Source organism: Micromonospora sp. DT43, from assembly GCF_049841645.1.
GTDB lineage: Bacteria > Actinomycetota > Actinomycetes > Mycobacteriales > Micromonosporaceae > Micromonospora.
This window is the reverse complement of the sequence record NZ_JBNCKR010000008.1, coordinates 1-21,518: the sequence shown is the minus strand read 5'-3', so window position 1 is coordinate 21,518 and position 21,518 is coordinate 1. Positions and strand designations below refer to the sequence as shown.

The following is a 21,518-nucleotide window of genomic DNA, read 5'->3' as shown; positions in this document are numbered from 1 at the left end:
GCCGCACCCCGGGCGGGACAGCGCCTGACCACCGGGACGACGCCCGGCGGTCAGGAGGCGGAAACCTCGGTCGATGGCCGGGTGACCGACGTGTCCGGTCTGTCCGTCGGGCGCCGCTGCGCCGGCGCGGGAGACGTACCGGCCGCCGCGCCCGTCGCCGGGCGCCCCGGAGGCGGCTGCGCGGGCCCGTCGGCCACCGGAGGGGCCGCGGGCGCGTCGTCGGGGCCCGAGGGCAGCACGACAGCTCGTGGAGGCGCGGTGGGTGGACCGCCGATCGGCCGGGGATGACCCGCGCCCAGCGGACCACCACCACCGGTCGGGCCGTCACCCCCACCGGCCGGACCGTCGCCCCCGGAGCCCGAGTCGTCGTCGGCCTCGTTCTCCCGGGCGCGGCCCGTGCCCGGCCGGGTGCGGTCGGCGGCGTGCCCGAGGACCCGCAGCGACGCCAGCGTGGCCATCGGCACCACCAGGGCGGCAGCCGCGCCCGCCACGTCCAGTGCCGCGCCGTCGAGCACGCCACCGAGCACCGCCGCGACCGCCGTGCCGCCCAGCGCGGCCCGCATCGCCGGGTAGATGCCGAACAGCCGCATCAGCCCGCCCCACGGCTGCAGCAGGACGAACCACACCAGCAGCCCACCGGCCAGCGCCAACACGGTCAACGGGCTGTTCACCAACGTCTCGAAGTTCGCCGTGCTGGACCGGTGCACGGTGAACCCGCCGGTGCCGTCGCCCATCGCGGACAGGAACCGGCCCAGGCTCCCCCGCTCGGCCGCCGGCCGCCGCAGGTCCACCACGGCGAAGCCGATGCCGACAGCCAGGGCGGCCATGGTCGCCCAGGCCAGTCGGGTGATGGTCAGCCAGCCGCCGGCGCTGATGGCCGCGGCCACGCTCAGCCCGGCGGTCAAGGCGATCGCGCCGACCGGGTCCGCGCCCAGGTACGGGCTGCCGACCACCACCACTGCCAGGCCACCCACGGCGACCATCACTGCGGGCCGCCAGCGGCGGTGCACCCGCTGGGCGAACCACCCGCCGGTCACCAGCGCGCCGGCGAGGAACACCCCCAACCCGACGGTGCTCAGCCCGGCGTACCGGCCACCCTGCAACGCCGAGTAGCCGATGACGCTGTTGAGCTGGAGGCCCGACCCGGTGAGCACGTCCAGCCCGACGGCCAGGGTCGTGAGGCCGGCCACCGCGCCGAACGGACCGAGGGTGCTCGCGTACCCGGGGGCGAACCGGACCGCCGCGGTGCCCCCCGCGACAAGCAGCACGGTGACACCGCCGAAGATCCATCCGGGGTGCTCGCCCCGCCACCAGGGAACGGCATCGGCGAGCAGCGCGGCGGGGACTGTCAACGCGACCGCCACCAGCAGCAACTCCGCCACCGCCACGACGCGGGCGGACACCGGGGACGGGCCGGTCGGTCCTGCGTGCGGTCGGGCTCGGCGCAGCAACGGCAGTACCGCCAGGGCCAGCAGCACCTGCAGCCCGGCGAGCAGGGCGAAGAACCGGCCGGAGACGGCCCGCTGGGCGGCCGCCTCCCGGTCGGCATCCGCAGGCGCGTTCGTCGCCTCCATCAGGTCGGCCGGGCGGCCGCCGGTGCTGACCGCCGGCCGGCCGAGGAACAGCCGCTCGGGCATCGGTCGGCCCAGCGCGGCAAGCGCCGTCGGCGCGAGGTCGACAAGTTGCAGGTAACCGTCGCGGCCGGTGCTGGCCGAGGTGAGCCAACCCCGCTCCCAGCCCGGCCCGTCGGCGACCGCCACGTGCAGCCGCGACGGCTGCTCGGTGTCGGAGATCCCGGCGACCAGCACCAACGACCGCTGCGGCCGGGCGGCCAGCACCCGGGCCAACTGGGCGTCGGCCTCCCGCGCCTGCACGGCACGTTCCGCCGGGTCGGTCCCCTCGACCGTGCCGAGGTCGACGATGCTCAGCACGCACGAGCCGAGCAGCCTGCGCGGATCGGCGGGCAGACCCGCGGCGTACCTGTCGACCCGGCCGAACGGGCGGGCCGCGGCCACGGCGGCGCCCGGACCCACGGCGACCGAACAGCGCACCGACTCCGACAGCGACCCGGGCATGGTGCCCCAGGGCAGCCGCTGCTGGTTGTACTGGACCACGCTCTCCTGGTCGGGCAGGTTCGCGCCGATCCCGTCCGGTTGCTCCACGGCCACGCCTGCCGGCGGGCAGCCACCGGCGGGCCGGGTGCCGTTCCACGCGGCGAAGCTGCCCGCGCCGAGGGTCAGCCACCCGTCCACCGGACAGGTGGGCCGGTGCGCGGACCGCACCGACAGGGAGCCGATCGAGCCGTCCTGGGCCATCCGCCACAACGTCGGGGTGCTCTGCTGGTCGACGTCCTCCCAGCGCAGCCCGGCGATCCCGACCAGCACCACGAAGTCGGCGGTGCGCTGCGGAGTGCCCTGGGGCGGCCGGGCGGCCAACGCGGTGACGCCCAACACCACCACGAGCACTGTCAACAGGGCAGGAGCGAGTCGACGCAGCATCACCGGTGTCCCGTCATCGGCGCGTCGGAGCCCGGAGCCGCCGGACCGATCGGTCGGGCGGCCAGCTCGGCGTAGAGGGCCGCCAGCACTCCCACCGTGTCCGTCTCCGTGGGCCACGTCGCCGCCCTCTCGGCGCCGCGCCGACCCAGCTCGGCCCGTGCCGCCGGGTCGTCCAGCAGCGCGCGCACCGCCGCGTCGGCCGCGTCCACGTCGCCGGCGGGGATCAGCACGGCGGCGTCACCGACCAGCTCCGGCAGGCCACCCACCGCGGTCGCCACCAGCGGTACGCCGGCCCGCATCGCCTCCTGGGCGAACAACTGCCGGGCCTCCCAGTCGCTGGTGACCACCGCCAGGTCGGCGCCGGCGAGCAGGTCGGCCACGTCGGTGCGGTGCCCCAGCAGGGTCACCGGTGCGCGGGCCGCGGAGGTCCGCGCGGCCAGCGGCAGGTACGCCGGGCCACTCCCCGCGATCACCACGACCGGCGGTGGGGTACGCGTACGCCAGCGGGCCGCCGCGTCGATCAGCACGTCGTAGCGCTTCTGCGGGTGCAGCCGTCCCACCGAGAGGATCAACGGCTGCTCCGGTCGTACGCCGAACTCGGCGCGGACGGCGGCGCGGCGTCGACGCGGAGCGGGCAACGTCGGGGCGGCGACCGGGGCGAGTCGGGCGTCGACGGCGCCCAGCGCGGCGGCCCGCTCGACCAGGTCGGTGGACGCGCCGAGAGCCACTCGTGCGCCCCGGGCGACCACCCGCTCGACGAGTCGCGAGACGCCGCCGCGCAGGCCGCCCGCGAGGACCGCGTTGTGCCAGGTCACGACCACCGGGGCGGAGGGACGGGCCAGCACGGCGACGAGACCGGCGCGCAGACCGTGCGCGTGCACCACGTCGACACGCGCGGCGGCGAGCGCCCGCCGCAGGGCGAGCACCGCCCGCGCGTCGGCCGGGGTCGGGCTGGCCGGGATCTCCACCGGCTGGAAACGCGCGCCGACACCTGTGAAGTCGAACTGCTCCTGCGTGGACGCCGGCCCGCAGACCAGCACCGTGGCACCGGACGCGACGAGCCCGCGCGCCACCGAGCGGACGTGCTGGCCGACCCCGCCGGTGCTGGACGCCAGCAGCAGCGCCACCGAACCTCGCCAACCGCTGGTTTCCGTCATTCCGGCCACCGCCGGTTCCCGTTGACAACGCTCACCGAACCGCCGTCTCCTTCCCGTCGCCCCGCTCCGGGGGGACCGCGCCCGGCGTCGACGTGCCGGCCCGGCCCCGCGGCCCTCGCCGGCCGAGGCGGCGTACCACCCCGGTCAGTAGCGGCCGTACGTCCCGCCGGTCGACGAACCAGACCACGACGAGGAACACGACACCGACCACAACCCCGGACAGCATGCCCTGACCGAGTGCCGCGAGCGTCGTCGGGGTGCCGCCGTCCAACCTGTCGAGCCAGCGGCTCACGCCCAGACCGGCGAGCGCGGCGAGCAGCCCGGCGAGGCCACCGGCCGCGCCGGCCCGGGCCGCGCCGGCCAGCGCCGATCGGCCGGCGCTGCGCAGCACCGCCGTGACGAGCAACACGCCGAGCACCAGCATGCCCACCGAGTTGGCGGACGTCACGGCGAGCACCCGGTCGCGCAACGGCAGGATCGCACCGAGCGCCAGGACGGCGGGCGGCACCACCAGGAAGCCGACGGCGGTCGCGGCGGTCGCCGCCCGGGTCTCGCCCCGGGCGTAGAGCGCCCGGGTGAGGATCGCGAACAGTCCGTAGCCGACCAGGCCCGGGGCGTACCCGGTGATCGCGGCGGCGGCGGTGGACGCCGTGGACGCGGGGAAGAAGAAGTGCCCGACCGGCCCCGCGGTCCCGACCAGCGCGGCCGCGCCGAGACAACTGAACAGCAGCACTCCCCGTACGGCCGGGGCCAGGGTCGCCCGGTAGCCGTCCTCGTCGCCGGCCGACCGCGCCGCCGCCAGGGTCGGATAGGCGGCGACGGCCAGCGGCACCGCCAGCACCGCCCACGGCAGCAGGTAGACGGTCTGCGCCAGGTTGTAGACGCCCGGGTTGCTGCGCGCGCCCGCGGTGACCTGGTTCAGGCTGACGATCAGGGCGATCTGCTGCGTGGTCACGGTGACCGCGCCCGCCACCGCCAACCCGCCGACCCGGGCCCGCGCGTCGGCGGGGAACCCGAACCCGGGCCGCAACCCCAGGCGCAGCCGGCGGACCGGGATGAGCAGCGACAGCGACAGCACCACCACACCGAGGGTGGTGCCGCCGGAGAGCAGCACCTCGCCGCCGGGGCTCACCCCGGCGACGGTGGCGTACCGCCCCTGCGTGGCGGTGAACCCCAGGTAGACGACGACCACGGTGAGGCTGGACAGCAGCGGGGCGAGCACCGGCCAGGCGAAGCGCCGGTGCGCCTGGAGCACCCCGGTGAGCACGATGCCGACGCCGTACAGCGGCAGTTGCGGCGCGAAGACCCGCAGCATCCGTACGCCGCTCTGCTGCTGGGCGGCGGTCAGGTGGTGGCCCAGCGACTCCACCACCGGGCCGGCGAACAGCACCACGAGCAGCGCGAGCGGCACCAGCAGGGCGAGGGTCCAGCTCAGCAGCGCGCCGGTGGTCCGGGCGATCGCCGCACGGTCGCCGGCCTCGACCGCCCCGGCCAGCAGCGGTACGACGAGGCTGGCCAGCGCTCCCCCGGCGACGATCTCGAAGATGAAGTTCGGGACCGCGTTGGCCACCACGTAGGCGCCGCCGAGGTCGGTCGGGGCGAGGCTCCAGGTGAACACGGCGGTACGGCCGAAGCCGGCGAGCCGGCTGAGCACGGTGAGGACGGCGATGAGCGCGGCTGCCCCGGCCAGCCGGCCGGCGCCGGCGAGGGGTGCCGGTCTGGTCACGTCGTCAGTCGGCGCGTCGGCCCAGTGCGTCGAGCTGCCGCAGGCCCGGGGTCCGCTGGATCACCGCCGTGAAGCTGACCTTCTCGCTGGCGGCGGTCAGCCCGGTGAGCACGGCGAGCAGACCGGCTCGGCCGAGCGGGCCGCTGCGGGCGGCGAGCGCCACGCCGAGCAGGGCGCCGAGCGCGTTCGCGCCGCTGTCGCCGAGCATCACGTCCTCGGACAGGTCGTCGCGGAGCAGGCCCGCCGCCGCGCCGACCGCGCCGGCGGCGATCCCGCCGTGCGGGCCGCCGGCCAGCGGCACGCCCAGCAGCAGCCCGGACTTGATGGCCCGACCGGGCCGCAGGTCGAGCAGGTTGAGCAGGTTGGCGGTGCCGGCGATCACCCCGGCGCCGAGCAGCACGTCGATACCCCGGCCGAGGGCGCCGTGGCGCTGGCGGCGCGGGTGCGCGGCGACCCGGGGGTCGGCGGCGAGCAGCGCTGCCGCGCCCAGCCCGGCGGCGCCCACCCCGATGACCTTGACCAGCCCGGCGGTGACCCGACCCTCCCGCAGCGCGGCGAGGTGCCCGGCGAAGCCCTTGGCCGCCTTCTGCTCCGGGCGGGCCCCGACCACGTCGTCGTAGAGCCCGACACCCCCGGCGCCCAGGCCCGCGACCAGGGCAGCGCCACCGGAGGCGGCGCTGGTGGCGCCGAACACGCCCGCGGCGGTCGCACCGGCGGCGAGCGCCGGCCCGGCGGCGAGCGTCACCGTCCGGCCTCGGAAGTTGGTGCGCTCCAGCGCCGGCCCCACCGGGGCGGTCCGCACCTCGCGCAGCGCGTACCGGGCGGCGGCCGCGCCGGCGCCGGCGATCAACAGCCGGCCCAGCATCCTCACGCCGCCACCTCGCTCGGGCGCAGGGTCGCGTCGGTTCCGGACACGGGGGTACGTCGTTCGCTCACTGGGGCAGTCTAGGCAGCAGGGACGCGGCGTTGTCGCCGACGCCGTACTGACCGGCCTTCTTCTCGACGAGCTGCTGCACCAGGGCGAGGCTGGTGACCAGTTGGCCCTGCACCGTGTTGGCGTTGTCGACGGTGGAGATGGTCTGCGACAGCACCGGGTCACCGCGGACCACGGACACCAGGTTGCCGCCGGCCGAGCCGTTGCCGCCCACCACGATCGACCCGGTCCGGTCGAACTGCTCGGCGATCTTGACGACCGACTCGTCGCGCTTCTCGGAGTCCTTGTCGACGTACGGCTGACCGCTGACGACGACGACCGCCTCGGCCGACCCGGTCACCTTGTTGTCGTCGGTGGTGAGGTAGCCCGCGTTGTTGTAGGCGGCGAGCACCGCCCGTCGGTCGGCGTCGCTGACCGGCGCGACGCCCTGGGCCCGGTCCAGCAGGACACTGGCCAGCAGCGCGCTGGAAGTCTCCACGCCGTGGCCGTTGCCCGGCAGGCCGGTGGTCTGCGCGGTCGGGCGGGCGGCGGTGACGGCCAGCTCCAGCAGGTTGGAGTTGTTGTCCGGGTTGATGAACTTGTCCTGCAGGTCGACCCGGCCGGTGATGGTGGCACCGGCGAGCTGGAGCTTCTTGAGGACGCCCTCGGTGTGGTCACGGCCGTTGGGCAGGCTGAGCACCACCACCCGGCGGCCGGTCAGGGTGCCCGGCAGGACGACCTGGGACACCTGCTCGGCGAACTCCTCCTCCAGGCCGAGCTGCTTCTCCATGCTGTTGACCTGCTGCCGCAACTGCTGGTTGTCCTTACGCAGCCCGGTGACCTGCTGCTTGAGCGAGTCGGCGACCGGGCCGTTGAGGGCGGCTGTGCCGACCACCAGGCCGATCGCCAGAGCCAGGAAGACCGCGGTGAGGGACACCACGTGGTAGCGGAAGTTGATCACGCTTGCAGCCTCTTGATCGGTCGGGAACTAGAAGAGCCGGTAAAGCTGGAACACGAAATTGTCCCACCACTCGGCGACCACGCCCAGGTACGCCTTCCCGACGGTGGAGACGGCCACCGCGGAGGCCATCGCCGCGATCGCCGAGAGCACCAGCAGCAGCAGCGACGAGCCGGAGATGCTCTGCCGGTAGAGCCGGCTCACACCCTTGGCGTCGACGAGCTTGCCCCCGACCTTCAACCGGGTCAGGAACGTCGAGGCCATCCCGCCGCGCCCCTTGTCCAGGAACTCGACGAGCGTGGCGTGGGTGCCGACGGCGACGAGGAGGGACGCGCCCTTCTCGTCGGCCAGCAGCATCGCCAGGTCCTCGCTTGTCGCCGCGGCCGGGAAGGTGATGGCCGGGACGCCGAGACCGTTGACCCGGGGCAGGCCGGGCGCCCGCCCGTCCGGGTAGGCGTGCACGATCACCTCGGCGCCGCAGCGCAGCACGTCGTCGGTGACCGAATCCATGTCCCCGATGATCATGTCGGGGGTGTAGCCGGCCTCGACCAGCGCGTCCGCGCCGCCGTCCACGCCGATCAGGACCGGCTTGAACTCCCGGATGTACGGGCGCAGCACGTCCAGGTCGGCCTTGTAGTCGTAGCCACGCACCACGATCAGGCAGTGCCGACCCTGGATCTGGGTCTGGATGTCGGGGACGCCCACGCCGTCGAGCAGCAGGTCGCGTTCCTGGCGCAGGTAGTCCATCGTGTTGGCGGCGAACGCCTCCAACTGCACCGACAGTCCCTCCCGGGCGTCGGACATCGCCTTGGCGACCGACTCGGCGTCCTGCAGGGTGCCGTGCGCCACCGGCTCCTCGCCGGCGAACACCGTGTTGCCCTCGATCCGCACCTGGTCGCCCTCGCGGATCCGCTCGAAGACGCCCTCCCCGAGATCGTCCAGCAGCGGGATGCCGGCGGCGATCAGCACCTCCGGCCCGAGGTTGGGGTAGCGGCCGGAGACCGACGGCTTGGCGTTGAGCACCGCCGCGACACCGACAGCGACCAACGAGTCGGCCGCCACCCGGTCCAGGTCGACGTGGTCGATGACCGCGATGTCACCGGGGCGTAGCCGACCGACCAGGCGTTTTGTCCGACGATCAAGGCGCGCGGTGCCGAGGACTCTGCCCGGCTCCGCGTTTCGGTTCCGGCGCAACGTGGGTAGACGCATCGTGACCATCCTGGCATGTGAGGCAGGCATTTCTGTCGCGACATGCCTGAGCAGGGCCGCCTATCCAGGGAAGCACACCACGGCACAAGCCGGTGTGCTTGCGCTCACAATACGCGGCGTCACAACCGCCTTTCCTTGGCGGCGACGGCCAGAAGCTCCTCGGCATGAGCGATACCCAGATCCGAATCGGGCAAACCGGCCAGCATCCGGGCCAGTTCCCGGGCGCGTTCGGTGTCCTCCACGACCCGCACCCCACTGGTGGTCACCGCGCCGCCAGTGTCCTTCGCCACCACCAGATGCCGGTCGGCGAACGCGGCGACCTGCGGCAGGTGGGTGACGACCAACACCTGGTGGCTGCGGGCCAGCCGGGCCAGCCGACGGCCGATCTCCACCGCGGCCTGGCCGCCGACGCCCGCGTCCACCTCGTCGAAGACAAGCGTGGGCGGGCCGCCCGAGCCGGCGAAGACCACCTCGATGGCGAGCATCACCCGGGACAGCTCACCTCCGGAGGCGCCGCGCTGCAACGGCAACGACGGCGCGCCCGGGTGGGCCAGCAACCGCAGCTCCACCTCGTCGCCGCCGTCCGCGGCGACACCCGCCTCCACGCCGTTGACCGTCAGCGTCGGCTCGGCCCGCCCGGCCGGTCGGGGCAGCACCGCCACCTCGATCCGGGCGTGCGGCATGGCCAGACCGGCCAACTCCACGGTGACCTGGTCGGCGAAGCGGACCGCCGCCTCCTGCCGGGACGCCGACACGCGGGAGGCCAGGTCGGCCACCTCACCGGCCAGCCGCTGCCCCTCGCGGTCCAGCTCGTCGAGCAGGTCGTCGGACGTGTCCAGGTCGGACAGTCGGGTGCGGGCCCGGTCGGCCCAGGCGATCACCCCGTCGACGTCGTCGGCGTACTTGCGGGTCAACGCCCGCAGCGCGGCCCGCCGTTCGTAGACGTGCTGCAACCGGGCCGGGTCGGCATCGAGGGTCGCCAGGTACGCCGACAGCTCCGCGGAGACGTCGGTCACCAGCGTGGCCGCCTCCTCCAGGCGGGCCGCCAGCTCGCCCAGCGCCGGGTCGGTGCCGGACTGCGCCTCCAGGGTGCGTCGGGCCGTGCCGAGCAGCGCCGTAGCGTCCGGTGTCTCGTCGGCCGCCTCCGCGCCGCCAGCCACGCACTGCTGGGCCACCTGAGCGGCCGTCCGCAGGCCCTCGGCGTGCTCCAGCCGCTGCGCCTCGGTCTTCAACTCGTCGTCCTCGCCGGGCTGCGGGTCGACGCGGGTGATCTCGTCGAGGCCCAGCCGCAGCAGGTCGGCCTCCTGGTTGCGCTCGCGGGCGTTGCGCCGCCTGTCGGCCAGGTCGTCGACGACCCGCCGCCACCCCGTGTACGCCTCACGCAGCGCGTCGAGCAGCTTCTCGTGCGCCGGCCCGGCGAACCGGTCCAGAGCGGCCCGCTGCTCGGCCGGGCGCAGCAGCCGCAACTGGTCGGACTGGCCGTGCACGGCCACCGCCTGCTCGCCGACCTCGCCCAGCATCGACACGGGCATGCTCCGGCCGCCGACGTGGGCCCGGGAGCGGCCCTCCACCGTCACCGTGCGGCTCAGCAGCAGCGAGCCGTCCTCGTCGGGCTCGCCACCGGCGTCGCTGATCCGGGCGTGCACCGTGTCGGCGACCCGGCCGGAGAGCCGTAGACGCCCCTCGACCACCGCCCGGCCCGGTTGGGCACGGACCCGCCCGGCGTCGGCCCGGCCGCCGAAGAGCAGGCCGAGGCCGGTCACCACCATCGTCTTGCCGGCACCGGTCTCGCCGGTGATGACGTTCATCCCGCCGGTCAACGGCAGCGTGGTGTCCTCGATGACGCCGAGTCCGGTGATGCGCAGCTCTTCCAGCACAGCACCCGACAGTAGACGCGAGGGCCGACAGTTGACCAGCCGACGGGCCCCACGACCCGGGCCCCGGTGCGGCCCGCACCCCGCCGACGTACAGTCTTGCCCCGTGTTGGACGTGATCGGCCTGACCCCCGCCGAGGAGGAGCTCTACCGCTGCCTGCTCCAGCTCACCACGGCCCGGGTGGACGAGCTGGTCCACCGGCTGCACCGGCCCCGGGCGCAGGTCGTCCAGCAGGTCGAGGCGTTGCGGGCCAAGGGTCTGGTGCAGCCCACCGACAGCGACCCGGACGCCCCGCTGCGCCCCAGAGCACCTGACGTCGCCCTGGGCGCGACGCTGCTGCGCCACCAGGAGGACCTGGAGGCGGCCCGGCGCCGGGTCACCCAACTGGCCGAGGATTACCGCTCCGGGCTGCGCCGCCACCACGTGGACCACCTGGTCGAGGTGATCCGGGGCGGCCGGGTGCTGCGCGAACGGCTGCGCGACCTGCAGAACTCGGCCCGCAGCGAAGTGCTGTGGTTCTGCCGGGCGAACCCGCTGGCCATGGCCGGCCCGGAGAACGTCGAGGAGTTCGACGCGCTGGCGCGCGGGGTGACCTACCGGGCCATCTACGAGCGGGACCTGCTGCTGGAGCCGGGCGCCCTCGCGGACCTGGCCAAGGGGGTCGCCGCCGGTGAGCAGGCCCGGGTGCTGGACCGGCTGCCGGTCCGACTGGCCATCGTGGACGCCCGTACCGCGATCTGCCCGCTGGTGCCCGACCGCGACCTCGGCGAGCCGAGCGCCGCGGTGATCGGCCGCAGCCAACTGCTCGACGCGCTGCTCGCCCTCTTCGAGAGCCACTGGCGGGTGGCCACCCGGCTTCGACTCGACGACCCGCTCGCCGCCACCGCGACCGAGAGCCGGCGCGACGAGACCGACGACCGCCCGGTCGACGGCTACCAGCCCGACGCCGACGAGGCCCGGCTGCTGTCGCTGTTCGTGGCCGGCGTACCGGACAAGTCCATCGCCTCCCAGCTCGGGGTGAGCCGCCGGACGGTGCAGCGTCGCCTCGCCGACCTGATGGACGCCGCAGGCGTGGACACCCGACCCGGGCTGGCGTTCCAGGTCGCCCGGCGCGGCTGGCTCTGAACCGTGGCGGGGCCCGCCGTCGGAGCGGCGGCGGGCCCCACTTGTCACGCCCCGGTCAGCGCAGCCCGTACGCCCGCAGCACCGTCTGGTCGACGGAGTTCCCGGCCCGGTCGGTGGCGTGCACCCGCAGCGACACGGTGCCGCGCCCGGCCAGGACGGTCGCCGTCCAGCGGGTCCCCGATCCTCTGGTCGGCGCGGCCCGCCAGGTGACGCCCTCGTCGAAGGAGACCTCCACCCGCAGGCTGGTGCCCGTCGGCGCGGCGACCCCCCTCGGCTGGCGCAGGGTCAGCCCCAGCTGGTGCGGCCGGTGGCCCGGGACGGCGCCGAGCAGGTCCGCAGGCACCCGGTAGTCCACCTGCAACAGCGACAGCGGCACGACCGCGTCACCCGCCGGCCGGGCCGAGGTGAACTGCCACGCCGTGTCGGTACGGGTGGCGTAGCGCCACTCGTCCGAGGCCCGCCGGGTCGTCACGTCGAGGCGGTAGCGGGCCGCTGCGGCGGTGGTCGACACCGGCGCCCAGCCGTCGGACAGGTCGGCGATCTGCTGCCCGTCGCGGCTGAGGCGAGCCTCGACGGTGTCCGACTCCTCGCTGTTGCCCGCCACGCTGTAGTGCCCGTCTGCGTCGACGAACTCGGGCACCCGCACGTCCAGGCTGTCGCCCGTACGCGTGGGCACCGGCGCCCCGCTGGCCGGTACGGCCGGACGGACCACCGGGGCGTGCCAGGTCTCGGCCTCCCGGTCGTCGGCGGCGTAGCGTCGGGGCTCCTGGGTCAGCCCACCTGTCAACTGCCCCCACTGCATGAACATCTCCTTGTGCAGCACCCGGTGCTGCCACCAGGAGTCCCCGGCGCTGACGAACTCCTGCCGGGTGGTCCCGTTGCGGACCAGGCGCTGGTCGTCGTTCCAGGAGTACTCCTGCCACGGACGCCAGCCGAACCGCTCCTCGGTGGCCCAGCCCGCGCCCGTGTCGCCGTAGCTGGCGGTCACCTCGGCGGTGTTCCGCGCGGTCACCGTGTGCACGATCCGCTCCGGCACCCGGCCCTTCGACACCTGCCACACGTCGTACAGGTAGGGGCTGTCCACGGTCAACGTCAGGTCGAGCGTCGCCCGGCCCCTGCGCGCCGCCGCGATCAACCGTTGGCCGTCGTCGTAGGCGACGACAAGCGCCGGGACCGGCAGCCGCTCCCCGGCCGGCCGCCAGACCGTCCACGCGCTCTGGTCCTCCGGCCGGACGATCAGCACCACCGCCGCCCCGGCCGCCGCGGCGGCGGCCACCTGCTCGTCCTCGCTCCGGTTCGGGTCGGCGGCGAGCAGCACGGCAGCGCCCCGCGCCCGCGCCAGCTCGGCCGGGGTGCCGACACCGGCCCAGACCAGCGGCAGCTTCCGCCGGCCCGTCGGCGCCGGCGACGCGCCCAGCAGGTTGATGTCCGACGGACCGGACACCCCGCTGATCGTCGCGTCCACCATCGGCGCGACGAGCTGCCAGCGCGAGGCGAACTCGAACTCGCCGTGGCGTACCGGGCGCGTCGGCGTGACGTTGACCTGCTGCACGGTGCTGTACGCCATCACGCCGTGGTCGATCTGCCGGCCGTTGCCGAGCACCCGGTGCACGTAGTAGCTGAGCGTGGCCCGCTGCTCGCTGGGCTTCGGCGTCTCGATCCGCACCGGCGTGCCCTTTCGGGCGTCGAGCACCACTGTCAGGTCCCGGTCGACTGTCAGCTCCGGCTCGACGGCCTCGGTCAGCTGTTCGTCCAGGGGAGCGCCGTGCTCGATCAGCGCGGTCAGCAGGTACGTGCCCTCCTCGACCTGCAGGGTGCCCTCGCCCGGCCACCAGCCCCAGAAGTCCGACTCGGGCTGCTCACCGTAGAGGGTGAGCCCCGGCGAGAGGGTCAGCCGACCCTGCCGGTCCAGCACCTTCACGGTGACCTGGTGCAGCGGGCCGCTGACGGTGAGCCCCACAGGCGTGCGGACGGCTACACCGTCGGCGCCGGTCGCGACCAGCCAGCCGCCGTGCGGGCCCCGGGCCAGCTTCGCCGGGTCGGCGCGCAGCGGCACGGCCACGCTGCCGCCCGCCGGCACGGTCACCTCGCCGGACGCGACGGCGACCCCGTCGGTCTCGGCCGCCCCGCTGTCGAGGTTGCGCAGCTCCAGGGCCAGCCGCAGGGTCTGCGACCCCGCCGTGTCGTTGGTGTACGTTACGCTCCGCTGCACCGCCGCGCCGCCCGTGGTGATCCGGCCGAAGTCGACGGTGGCCGACGCGTACACCCGCTGGGTGAGCGCCCGCGCCACGTCGACCCGACCGCCGCCCTGCTCGAAGACGGTAAGCGCCGGGTTCGCCCTCGTGGTGCTGACCAGCGCGTCCTTCAGCTTCCCGGCGGACCAGTCCGGGTGGTCCTGGGCGAGGATCGCCGCCGCGCCCGCCACGTGCGGGGTGGCCATCGAGGTTCCGGACGCGGCCGTGTAGGCGTCGCCCACCGGCGTACCCATTGTGGTGCCGGCGGCCCGCGCGGCGATGATGCCGGCGCCCGGCGCGGTGATCTCGGGCTTCAGGCCGTTGTCGCCCAGGCGCGGCCCGCGGCTGGAGAACTCCGCCAGGTTGTCGTCGCGGTCCACCGCGCCCACGGTGAGCGCCGCGGCGGCCGCGCCCGGCGAGCCGACGGTACGCGCCGCGCCCGCGTTGCCGGCGGCGACCACGAAGAGCGCGCCGGTCTCGGCGGTCAGGTCGTTCACCGCCTGGCTCATCGGGTCGGTGCCGTCGGTCGGGTCGCCGCCGAGGCTCATGCTGACCACCTTCGCGCCGGAGTGGGCGGCCCACTCCATGCCGGCGATGATTGCCGAGTCGTAGCCGGAGCCGTTGTCGTCGAGCACCTTGCCGACCAGCAGTCGCGCGCCGGGCGCGACGCCCTTGCGCAGCCCTGCCGACGCGGCGCCGCTGCCCGCGATCGTGGCCGCGACGTGCGTGCCGTGGCCGTGGCCGTCCCGGGCGCTGCCGCTGCCGGAGAAGTCCTGCGCCTCGGCGATCCGCCCGGCCAGGTCGGGGTGGGTGGCGTCGACGCCGGTGTCGAGCACCGCGACCTGCACGCCGCTGCCGTCGCGGCCGGCGGCCCACGCCGTCGGAGCGCCGATCTGCGGGACGCTGTGCTCCAGCGTCGGGTGCACCCGCCCGTCCAGCCAGACGTGGGCGACACCGCCGCCCAGCCGGGGCGCGGCGGTCGTGGCGCGGGCCGTCGGCGTGCCGGCGAGGGTGCTCCACACGCCACCGAGGTCGGCCTTGCCGACCCGCAACGCGGCGCCGTTGATGCTCCGCAGGGGGCGGGCGTCGGTGACGCCGCCGAGCGGCCTGACCCGGCCGGCTGCCGGCTCCTGGTAGCGCACGATCAGCGGCAGCGCGCCCTGCGTGGCGTCGCCGTAGCCCTCGGCGGCCAACTCCTGCACGTCGAACAGGTTGGCGTCGAGGACACCGCTGGAGACGAACGGCAGGGCGTCGCTGGGCAGCACCCGCAGCCCGCCGTCGACCTCCAGGGTCTGGAAGACGACCCGCTCCCGCCCGGGCCCCGGGCGTACGGTGGCGGCGACCCGGCCCGGCGCGGCCGGTGCCAGCTCGACCTGGTCGCCGGTGATGAGGGTGATGCGGACGGGCGCGGCGCCCGGGGCGGACGTGCCCAGGCTCGGGCCGGTGGGCCGGACGGGCGGCTCGGCGGACGCCGGTGCGGCGAGGCCGACCACCAGCGCGCCTACCGCGCCGGCGCTGAGCCAGCGGGGGGACCAGTGCATGCGATGCGCTCCTCTACTCCTGTGGGCCCGCCATCCGTAGATGAGGACCGATCGGAGTCTGCGACGCAGCAACAACCAGGTCACTAGCGTTCAGCCGCCGCAGCGGCGACATGTCGTCAGGTGGACAACCGCCGGACACCGACGGTGTGCGTCACCGTCACCGGCGGCTGCCCCGCCAGCCGTGCACCGGCAGGCCGAACTTGGCGACCAGCCGGTCGGTGAACGGACGGGCCCGTAGCCGGACGATGCGCACCGGCAGGGCGCCCCGACGCACCGTCACCCGGGCGCCCGGCGGCAGGTCGTAGACCCGCCGACCGTCGCAGGCGAGCACGGCGAGGGTGGTGAACGGGTCGACGGTGATGACGAACGTCGACGTGGGCGCGGTGACCAGGGGGCGACTGAACAAGGCGTGCGCGCTGATCGGCACCAGCAGCAGGGCCTCCACCTCCGGCCAGACCACCGGACCGCCGCCGGAGAACGCGTACGCGGTGGAGCCGGTGGGGGTGGCGCAGACCACGCCGTCGCAGCCGTAGCGGGACAGCGGCCGGCCGTCCACGTCGACGAGGAGCTCGAGCATCTGCGCCCGCTCCCCCTTCTCGACGCTGATCTCGTTGAGCGCCCAGGACTCGATCGTCGGGCCACCGTCGAACTCGGCCGTGACGTCGAGCGTGAGCCGCTCGTGCACCGTGTAGTTGCGCTCGACGACGTCCCGGACCGCGGTGTCCAGGTCGTTGATCTCCGCCTCGGCGAGGAAGCCCACCTTGCCGAGGTTGATGCCGAGCAGCGGCGCCTTCGCCGGGCGGGCCAGCTCAGCCGCGCGCAGGAAGGTGCCGTCCCCGCCGAGCGCGAAGACGATCTCGGCGCCCTCGGCGGCCTCCGGGCCGGCTACCGGAACCGTCCCGGGCAGGTCGAGGTCGTCGGCCTCCTCGGCGACCACCCGCACCTCGAAGTCCGCCGCGATGAGGTCGGCGGCGACCGACCGGGCGTGCTCGGTGCTGCGTCGACGGCCGGTGTGGGTCACCAGCAGCGCCGTGCGGCTCATCGGAGCGGCCGCCCGTCCGCCATCGGACCGCACACCGTCATCGCCGCCGCACCCGCACTACCGCGTGCCGTCGTGCGCCGCTCGCTGTTCGCGTTCACCCTGCGACCTCCTCCGCCGCCACGTCCGGCACGTCGCCGGCCGTCGTCGGACCGTCCGGCCCGGCCTCCACCACGGCCCGCACCCGCTGCGGGTCGGCCGGTGGTGCGCCCCGGCGCAACCATACGAAGAACTCGACGTTGCCGCTGGGCCCGGGCAGCGGGCTGGCGGCCACGTCGGCCAACCCGAGGCCGAGCTGAGCCGCCACGGCGGCCACGTCGAGCACCGCCTCGGCGCGCAGTGCCGGGTCGCGGACCACCCCGCCGGCGCCGACCCGCTGCTTGCCCACCTCGAACTGCGGCTTCACCATCAGCGCCAGGTCACCGTCGTCGCGGGTGCAGCCGGCCAGGGCCGGCAGCACCAGCCGCAACGAGATGAACGACAGGTCGGCCACCGTCAGATCGACAGGTCCGCCGATCGCGTCCGCGACGAGGGTACGGACGTTTGTGCGTTCCAGGACGCGGACGCGCTCGTCGGTGCGTAGCGACCAGGCGAGCTGCCCGTAGCCGACGTCCACGGCCACCACCTCGGCGGCGTCGGCGCGCAGCAGCACGTCGGTGAAGCCCCCCGTCGACGCGCCGGCGTCCAGGCAGCGCCGTCCGGCGACGCGCAGCCCTCCCGGCCCGAACGCGGCAAGCGCCCCGGCGAGTTTGTGCCCGCCCCGGGAGACGTACTCCTGGGTCGGGTCCGCGCCGGTGACCAGCAGCGGATCGGCGGGGTCGACCATCGCGGCGGCCTTACGCGCGGGCACTCCGCGCAGCTGGACCCGGCCGGCCTCGACCAGCGCGGCGGCCTGCTCACGGGAGCGGGCCAGCCCGCGGCGGACGAGTTCGGCGTCCAGCCGGTTGCGACGTGCCATGGGTGGTTCTCCGGATCTGTCCGACCTGGTCGTCCTGCTCAGGTCTGGTCGATGGTGGCGAGCGTCTCGCGCAGCGTCTCGTAGGCCGCCTCGTACTGCGCGATCTGGTCGGCCGGGGCGAGCGTCGCCGCGTTGTCCATGGCCCGCACGGCCGCGTCCACCGCGGGGTGGCGGGCCGTGTCGTCGCCGACGTCCTCGGGCGGCGGGCCCGGGCGGACGCCCACCGGTGGGCCCGGTCGGGCGGCGAACGACCCGGCCTGCGGCGGCCCGGGCCGGAAGCCTCCGGGAGGGCCGGGGCGGATGCCGGGCGGCGGGCCCGGACGGGCGGCGTCGCTCACGAGTCACCGGCCGGGCGGCGCTTGCGGACGGCCTTCTTCGCCGGCATGACGGCAGGTGTCGGGATGTCGTCGTGGGCCGAGGGAGCCGCCGACGTCGAGGTCTCGTCCCCGACCGGCACGGCCTCGGGCGTCGGGGTGTCGTCCCTGCCCGGCGCGGCGGCCGGCGCCGGGGTTTCGTCGGCGGTTCGGCTGATCGTCGCCGGCGGCTTCTTCGCGATGGCCTTTTTCGCGACGGCCTTCTTCGCGACCGGAGCGGAGACCGGCGCGCCCGCCGGGGCGTTCGACGGCGCGAGGCCGGTGCCGGGCTGTGCGGCGCGGGTCGGGTCGGGCTGCGGTGCCGGGCCGCCGGGCCGTTCGGCAGCCGGCTCGCCGGTCGGCGCCGTACGCGGCTCGGTGGCGCGCGCCTCGCGTAGTTGCCGTTCCAGGTCACGCACGCGTCGCGTCAGCTCGGCCACCTCGTCGGCGGTGGCGAGACCGACCGCGCCGAGGGCCCGGTCGACCTCGAAGCGGACCAGCTTGGTCAGCGCCTCCCGGTTGGCGGCGCCGGTGGTGACCAGCTCCTCGCCGAGGGCCTGGAGCTGGGCGGCCGTCGCGCCGCCGGAGCCGACGAGGCGACGCACCGCGTCCTGGGCCTTCTTCCGGGGCGCCTCCGCCAGGCCCATGGCCAGTTCGAGGTAGGCGCGCCACGCGTCCTGCATGCCTGAGTCCTTCCATCCGGCGCCGGTCTGCAGGTGTCACGCTACCGGGCACCCCCGACTGTCCCGTGCGGTACGGTGCCGGGGACGGCGTGGCGATCGGCGAGGGGGAGATGTGGCCAGCGTGGACGAGTGCCGGCAGGCGTTGCAGGAGCTGGCCGCCCGGTTGGACCGCAACGCCGAGACGGTCCGCGAACGGATCGACCTGGAACGGACGTTGGCCTGCCGGATCACCGACCTGGACACGGCGTTCCACGGGCGGATCAGCGGTGGCCGGCTTGTCGAGCTGACCGACGGTGACGACCCGAAGGCCAAGATCGCGCTGAGCACGTCCAGCGACGACCTGCTCGCCCTGGTCCGTGGCGACCTGGACGTCACCAGGGCGGTCACGTCCCGTCGGGTGTCGATCAAGGCCAACCCGTTCGACCTGATGAAGCTGCGCAAGCTGCTCTGACGAGCGCGCTCGACGGCGTCACCCGTCGGCGGCCAGCCCGAAGCTCTCCAGCGCGGCAGCCGCGTCCGGGCCCGCCGGGCGGATCACGGGCGGCGCCGAAGCCGCCCAGGCCGCCGCGCAGAGCGCCGCGAGGGCATCCAGCGGCCGGCCCGCGCCGGCCAGTTCCAGCGTCCCCGCACGGTCCGTGACGGACCAGCCGCCGGCGTCCGCCGAGCCGGGGACCCGCACGGCCGCCGCCGGGTCGAAGAGCCCCGCCAGGTCCCGCGCGACGTACGTGGGACGCCGCCGTGGCTCGGCCGCGAGCAGCTCGGGTACGTCGCTGACGCCGGTGAGCACGAGCAGGCTGTCCAGCCCCGCTCGGCGGGCGCCCTCGATGTCGGTGTCCAGCCGGTCCCCGACTACCAGGACCTGGCCGCCGTCGCCGCGCCGGGCGGCGGTTTCGAACAGCGCCGACTCCGGCTTGCCGACCACCAGGTCCGGGTCCCGCTCCAGCGCGGTCCTCAGCACCGCGACGAGTGACCCGTTGCCCGGCAGCGGGCCCCTGGCGCTGGGCAGCGTCCGGTCGGTGTTGGTGGCGACCCAGATCGCCCCGGCCCGTACGGCGAGCGACGCCTCGGCCAGCTCGGCCCAGCCGACCTGCGGACCGTAGCCCTGCACCACCGCGGCCGGCTTCTCGTCGGCGCGGCTGACCGGGGTCAGCCCGACCGCGCGCAGTTCGGCGCGCAGCGCCTCCGCGCCGACCACCAGCACCGGCGCGCCGGCCGGCAGCCGGTCCCGCAGCAGCTCCGCCGACGCGGCGGCGGAGGTGAGGACCTCCTCCGGCCGCGCCGGCACGCCCATCCCGGTCAGCAGGTCGGCGACATCGCTGGAACGACGTGAGGCGTTGTTGGTGGCGTACGCCACCGCCCGCCCCTCGGCGTGCAGCCGGGCCACCGCGTCGACCGCGCCGGGAATCGGCCGGTCGATCAGGTAGATCACCCCGTCCAGGTCGAAGACCACCAGGGTGTACCCGTCGATCAGCCGCTTCCCGGCGTCCACGCTCATCGCTGCGTCGACTCCGACTCGTCACCCCGGATGGGGGCGGTCCCGCCGCCATCGACCGTGTCATCGCTCACCGTGTCGCCGCTCACCGTGTCGTCCGCGCGGCTGTCGTCGCTGGCGGGCGTGGCCGGGCCGGTGGCGGTTGCCGGGGAGGTGCCGCTCGCGTCCGCGTGGCGGTCCTCGTCCTCGCCGTCGACGTCCACGCCGCCCGAGCGGCCGGAGACGCCGTCCTCGTCGTCGTCGAAGTCCTCGTCCTCGTCGCCGAGGTCGTCCTCGTCGTCGTCGCCCTCGTCGTCGTCGCCCTCGTCGTCGGCCTCGGCGTCGACCTCGCGGTCGGATGTGTCGGCGTCGCGGTCGTCGCCTGCGGTCAGGTCGGTGTCCGGCTGGGCCGGCACCGAGCCGGGCGCACCCGGGCCCGCGGCGATCTCCTCGGCCTCGTCCTCGTCATCTCCCTCGATGAGGACGCCGTCGAGTTCGAGCAACCGCTCCGCGGCGTCGGTCTCGCCCTCGGTGTCCACGTCGGCGGCGCGGGAGAACCACTCGCGGGCCTCCTCGCGTCGACCCACCGCGAGCAGCGCGTCGGCGTAGGCGTACCGCAGTCGTGCCGTCCACGGCACCGTCACCTCGCTGGTGAGGTCCGGCACCTGGAGCATCGCGACAGCGGCGTCCTTCTGGCCGAGATCACCCCGTGCCCCGGCCGCGACGATCAGCAGCTCGATCGCGACGGCCTGGTCCAGCTTCGCCTGGTCGGCGCCGCGGAACAGGTCGATGGCCCGCTCCGGCCGGCCCAGCGCGCGCTCGCAGTCGGCGAGCACGGCCAGGTGACTCTGCAGGCCGGTCATCCGGTGGTACGTCCGCAGCTCGGCGATCGCCGTCTGCCACTCCCCCGCGTGGTACGCGGCCAGGCCGACCGCCTCACGGACCGCGGAGATGCGCGACGCGAGCCGTCGGGCGGCCAGCGCGTGTGCCAACGCCTCGGCCGGGTCCTCGTCGATCAGCTGACCGGTGGCGACCAGGTGCCGCGCCACCGTCTCGGCGACCGGCTTGTTCAGCGAGAGCAGCTCGGCGCGGACGTCCTTGTCGAGGTCGGTCGCGACGATGTCGTCCGGCAACACCGGGGCCAGACTGCGCCCGCCCTCGGACGACTCGGAGCCCGCGCCACGGTCGTCGCGGCGGAAGTCCCCCTCGCGACGTGGCCGCTCGTCGGCGCGGAACCCACCGTCGCGGTCCCCGCCGCTGCGGAAGCCGCCCTCACGGGACGCGCCGCCCTCACGACGGTCACCGCCCCGGAAGCCACCCTCACGGCCGCCGTCGCGGGGCGCACCCGGGCGGGAGCCGCCACGCTCGCCGCCGCGGAAGCCACCTTCGCGGTCGCCACCGCGGAAGCCACCCTCACGGCGGTCTCCGCCGCGGAAGCCGCCCTCGCGGTCGCCACCACGGAAACCACCCTCGCGGGGCGGGCCGGAACGGCCACGGTCGCCGCCGCCCTGGTAACCACCCTCACGGCGGTCACCACCACGGAAACCACCCTCACGCGGCGCACCATCGCGGTCGCCACCGCGGAAACCACCCTCACGGGGCGCACCATCGCGGTCGCCGCCACGGAAGCCACCCTCACGGCGGTCACCACCGCGGAAACCACCCTCGCGGGGCGGACCGGAACGGCCACGGTCGCCGCCGCCCTGGTAACCACCCTCACGGCGGTCACCACCACGGAAACCACCGTCACGGTCACCACCGCGGAAACCACCCTCACG

General features: G+C 75.1%; 16 protein-coding genes and 1 pseudogene. 3 read left to right on the top strand and 14 right to left on the bottom strand.

What is annotated here, in order from left to right; all coding sequences use genetic code 11:
• Window positions 1–50: 50 nt before the first annotated feature.
• From ACLQ26_RS19920 to recN, 7 genes are all read right to left on the bottom strand, one after another.
• Entirely contained in the window at window positions 51–2,498 is a 2,448-nt protein-coding gene (locus tag ACLQ26_RS19920; RefSeq protein ID WP_425745844.1) for a hypothetical protein, read from the bottom strand.
• Window positions 2,498–3,655 carry a glycosyltransferase family 4 protein gene (locus ACLQ26_RS19915; protein ID WP_425745843.1) on the bottom strand — a complete coding sequence of 386 codons (1,158 nt, stop codon included), beginning with the start codon at window positions 3,653–3,655 and terminating at the stop codon, window positions 2,498–2,500. The genes ACLQ26_RS19920 and ACLQ26_RS19915 overlap by 1 nt, the downstream gene beginning before the upstream one ends.
• Window positions 3,656–3,686: 31 nt before the next feature.
• Entirely contained in the window at window positions 3,687–5,381 is a 1,695-nt protein-coding gene (gene murJ, locus ACLQ26_RS19910) for a murein biosynthesis integral membrane protein MurJ (RefSeq protein WP_425745842.1), read from the bottom strand.
• 4 nt (window positions 5,382–5,385) lie between these two features.
• Window positions 5,386–6,252, bottom strand: coding sequence for a hypothetical protein (locus ACLQ26_RS19905; RefSeq protein ID WP_425745841.1), 867 nt, complete (start codon window positions 6,250–6,252; stop codon window positions 5,386–5,388).
• 61 nt (window positions 6,253–6,313) lie between these two features.
• On the bottom strand, window positions 6,314–7,255 hold the full coding sequence (locus tag ACLQ26_RS19900) for a copper transporter (protein WP_425745840.1): 942 nt from the start codon (window positions 7,253–7,255) through the stop codon (window positions 6,314–6,316).
• Window positions 7,256–7,282: 27 nt separating this feature from the next.
• Window positions 7,283–8,461 carry a putative cytokinetic ring protein SteA gene (steA, locus tag ACLQ26_RS19895; protein ID WP_234591007.1) on the bottom strand — a complete coding sequence of 393 codons (1,179 nt, stop codon included), beginning with the start codon at window positions 8,459–8,461 and terminating at the stop codon, window positions 7,283–7,285.
• Window positions 8,462–8,580: 119 nt separating this feature from the next.
• Window positions 8,581–10,338, bottom strand: coding sequence for a DNA repair protein RecN (gene recN, locus ACLQ26_RS19890; protein WP_425745839.1), 1,758 nt, complete (start codon window positions 10,336–10,338; stop codon window positions 8,581–8,583).
• 103 nt (window positions 10,339–10,441) lie between these two features.
• Between recN and ACLQ26_RS19885 the strand changes: the two genes are divergently transcribed.
• Window positions 10,442–11,461, top strand: coding sequence for a helix-turn-helix domain-containing protein (locus ACLQ26_RS19885; protein WP_425745838.1), 1,020 nt, complete (start codon window positions 10,442–10,444; stop codon window positions 11,459–11,461).
• A gap of 55 nt (window positions 11,462–11,516) precedes the next feature.
• Here the strand turns inward: ACLQ26_RS19885 and ACLQ26_RS19880 are convergent, their stop codons facing one another.
• The 5 genes from ACLQ26_RS19880 to ACLQ26_RS19860 all read right to left on the bottom strand — a co-directional run bounded on the left by ACLQ26_RS19880 (window position 11,517) and on the right by ACLQ26_RS19860 (window position 18,269).
• A complete protein-coding gene (locus ACLQ26_RS19880) occupies window positions 11,517–15,236 on the bottom strand; it encodes a S8 family serine peptidase (protein WP_425745837.1) in 3,720 nt (1,239 codons plus the stop codon).
• 157 nt (window positions 15,237–15,393) lie between these two features.
• Window positions 15,394–16,278 (bottom strand): NAD kinase, encoded by an 885-nt coding sequence (locus ACLQ26_RS19875; RefSeq protein WP_363689065.1) that lies wholly within the window; start codon window positions 16,276–16,278, stop codon window positions 15,394–15,396.
• 94 nt (window positions 16,279–16,372) lie between these two features.
• Window positions 16,373–17,233, bottom strand: a complete 861-nt coding sequence (locus tag ACLQ26_RS19870) for a TlyA family RNA methyltransferase (RefSeq protein WP_425745836.1) — start codon at window positions 17,231–17,233, stop codon at window positions 16,373–16,375.
• A 38-nt stretch (window positions 17,234–17,271) separates the two neighbouring features.
• Complete coding sequence (locus tag ACLQ26_RS19865) at window positions 17,272–17,571, bottom strand: hypothetical protein (protein WP_425745835.1); 300 nt, start codon at window positions 17,569–17,571, stop codon at window positions 17,272–17,274.
• Window positions 17,568–18,269, bottom strand: coding sequence for a hypothetical protein (locus ACLQ26_RS19860; protein ID WP_425745833.1), 702 nt, complete (start codon window positions 18,267–18,269; stop codon window positions 17,568–17,570). Before ACLQ26_RS19860 ends, ACLQ26_RS19865 begins: the two co-directional genes overlap by 4 nt.
• Before the next feature lie 112 nt (window positions 18,270–18,381).
• Here ACLQ26_RS19860 and ACLQ26_RS19855 point away from each other — a divergent pair, with 112 nt between their 5' ends.
• The gene (locus ACLQ26_RS19855; RefSeq protein ID WP_363689057.1) at window positions 18,382–18,720 is read left to right on the top strand and encodes an SCP2 sterol-binding domain-containing protein; all 339 of its coding nucleotides are present in this window, start codon (window positions 18,382–18,384) and stop codon (window positions 18,718–18,720) included.
• Between the two features lie 18 nt (window positions 18,721–18,738).
• On the opposite strand, the gene ACLQ26_RS19850 is transcribed toward ACLQ26_RS19855, so the two are convergent.
• Together ACLQ26_RS19850 and ACLQ26_RS19845 are read right to left on the bottom strand one after the other, a co-directional pair.
• The gene (locus ACLQ26_RS19850; RefSeq protein ID WP_425745832.1) at window positions 18,739–19,764 is read right to left on the bottom strand and encodes an HAD-IIA family hydrolase; all 1,026 of its coding nucleotides are present in this window, start codon (window positions 19,762–19,764) and stop codon (window positions 18,739–18,741) included.
• Entirely contained in the window at window positions 19,761–20,789 is a 1,029-nt protein-coding gene (locus ACLQ26_RS19845) for a hypothetical protein (protein ID WP_425746051.1), read from the bottom strand. Before ACLQ26_RS19845 ends, ACLQ26_RS19850 begins: the two co-directional genes overlap by 4 nt.
• Here ACLQ26_RS19845 and ACLQ26_RS19840 point away from each other — a divergent pair.
• Window positions 20,778–21,518 (top strand): annotated as a pseudogene (locus ACLQ26_RS19840) (hypothetical protein); the annotation flags it as partial. The gene ACLQ26_RS19845 and the pseudogene ACLQ26_RS19840 overlap by 12 nt on opposite strands.

What these genes read in the sequence shown, in the direction of transcription:
- ACLQ26_RS19920 (WP_425745844.1), bottom strand. Translation starts at nt 2,498, where the DNA reads ATGCTGCGTCGACTCGCTCCTGCCCTGTTGACAGTGCTCGTGGTGGTG.
- ACLQ26_RS19915 (WP_425745843.1), bottom strand. Translation starts at nt 3,655, where the DNA reads ATGACGGAAACCAGCGGTTGGCGAGGTTCGGTGGCGCTGCTGCTGGCG.
- steA (WP_234591007.1), bottom strand. Translation starts at nt 8,461, where the DNA reads ATGCGTCTACCCACGTTGCGCCGGAACCGAAACGCGGAGCCGGGCAGA.
- ACLQ26_RS19880 (WP_425745837.1), bottom strand. Translation starts at nt 15,236, where the DNA reads ATGCACTGGTCCCCCCGCTGGCTCAGCGCCGGCGCGGTAGGCGCGCTG.
- ACLQ26_RS19875 (WP_363689065.1), bottom strand. Translation starts at nt 16,278, where the DNA reads ATGAGCCGCACGGCGCTGCTGGTGACCCACACCGGCCGTCGACGCAGC.
- ACLQ26_RS19870 (WP_425745836.1), bottom strand. Translation starts at nt 17,233, where the DNA reads ATGGCACGTCGCAACCGGCTGGACGCCGAACTCGTCCGCCGCGGGCTG.
- ACLQ26_RS19860 (WP_425745833.1), bottom strand. Translation starts at nt 18,269, where the DNA reads ATGCAGGACGCGTGGCGCGCCTACCTCGAACTGGCCATGGGCCTGGCG.
- ACLQ26_RS19850 (WP_425745832.1), bottom strand. Translation starts at nt 19,764, where the DNA reads ATGAGCGTGGACGCCGGGAAGCGGCTGATCGACGGGTACACCCTGGTG.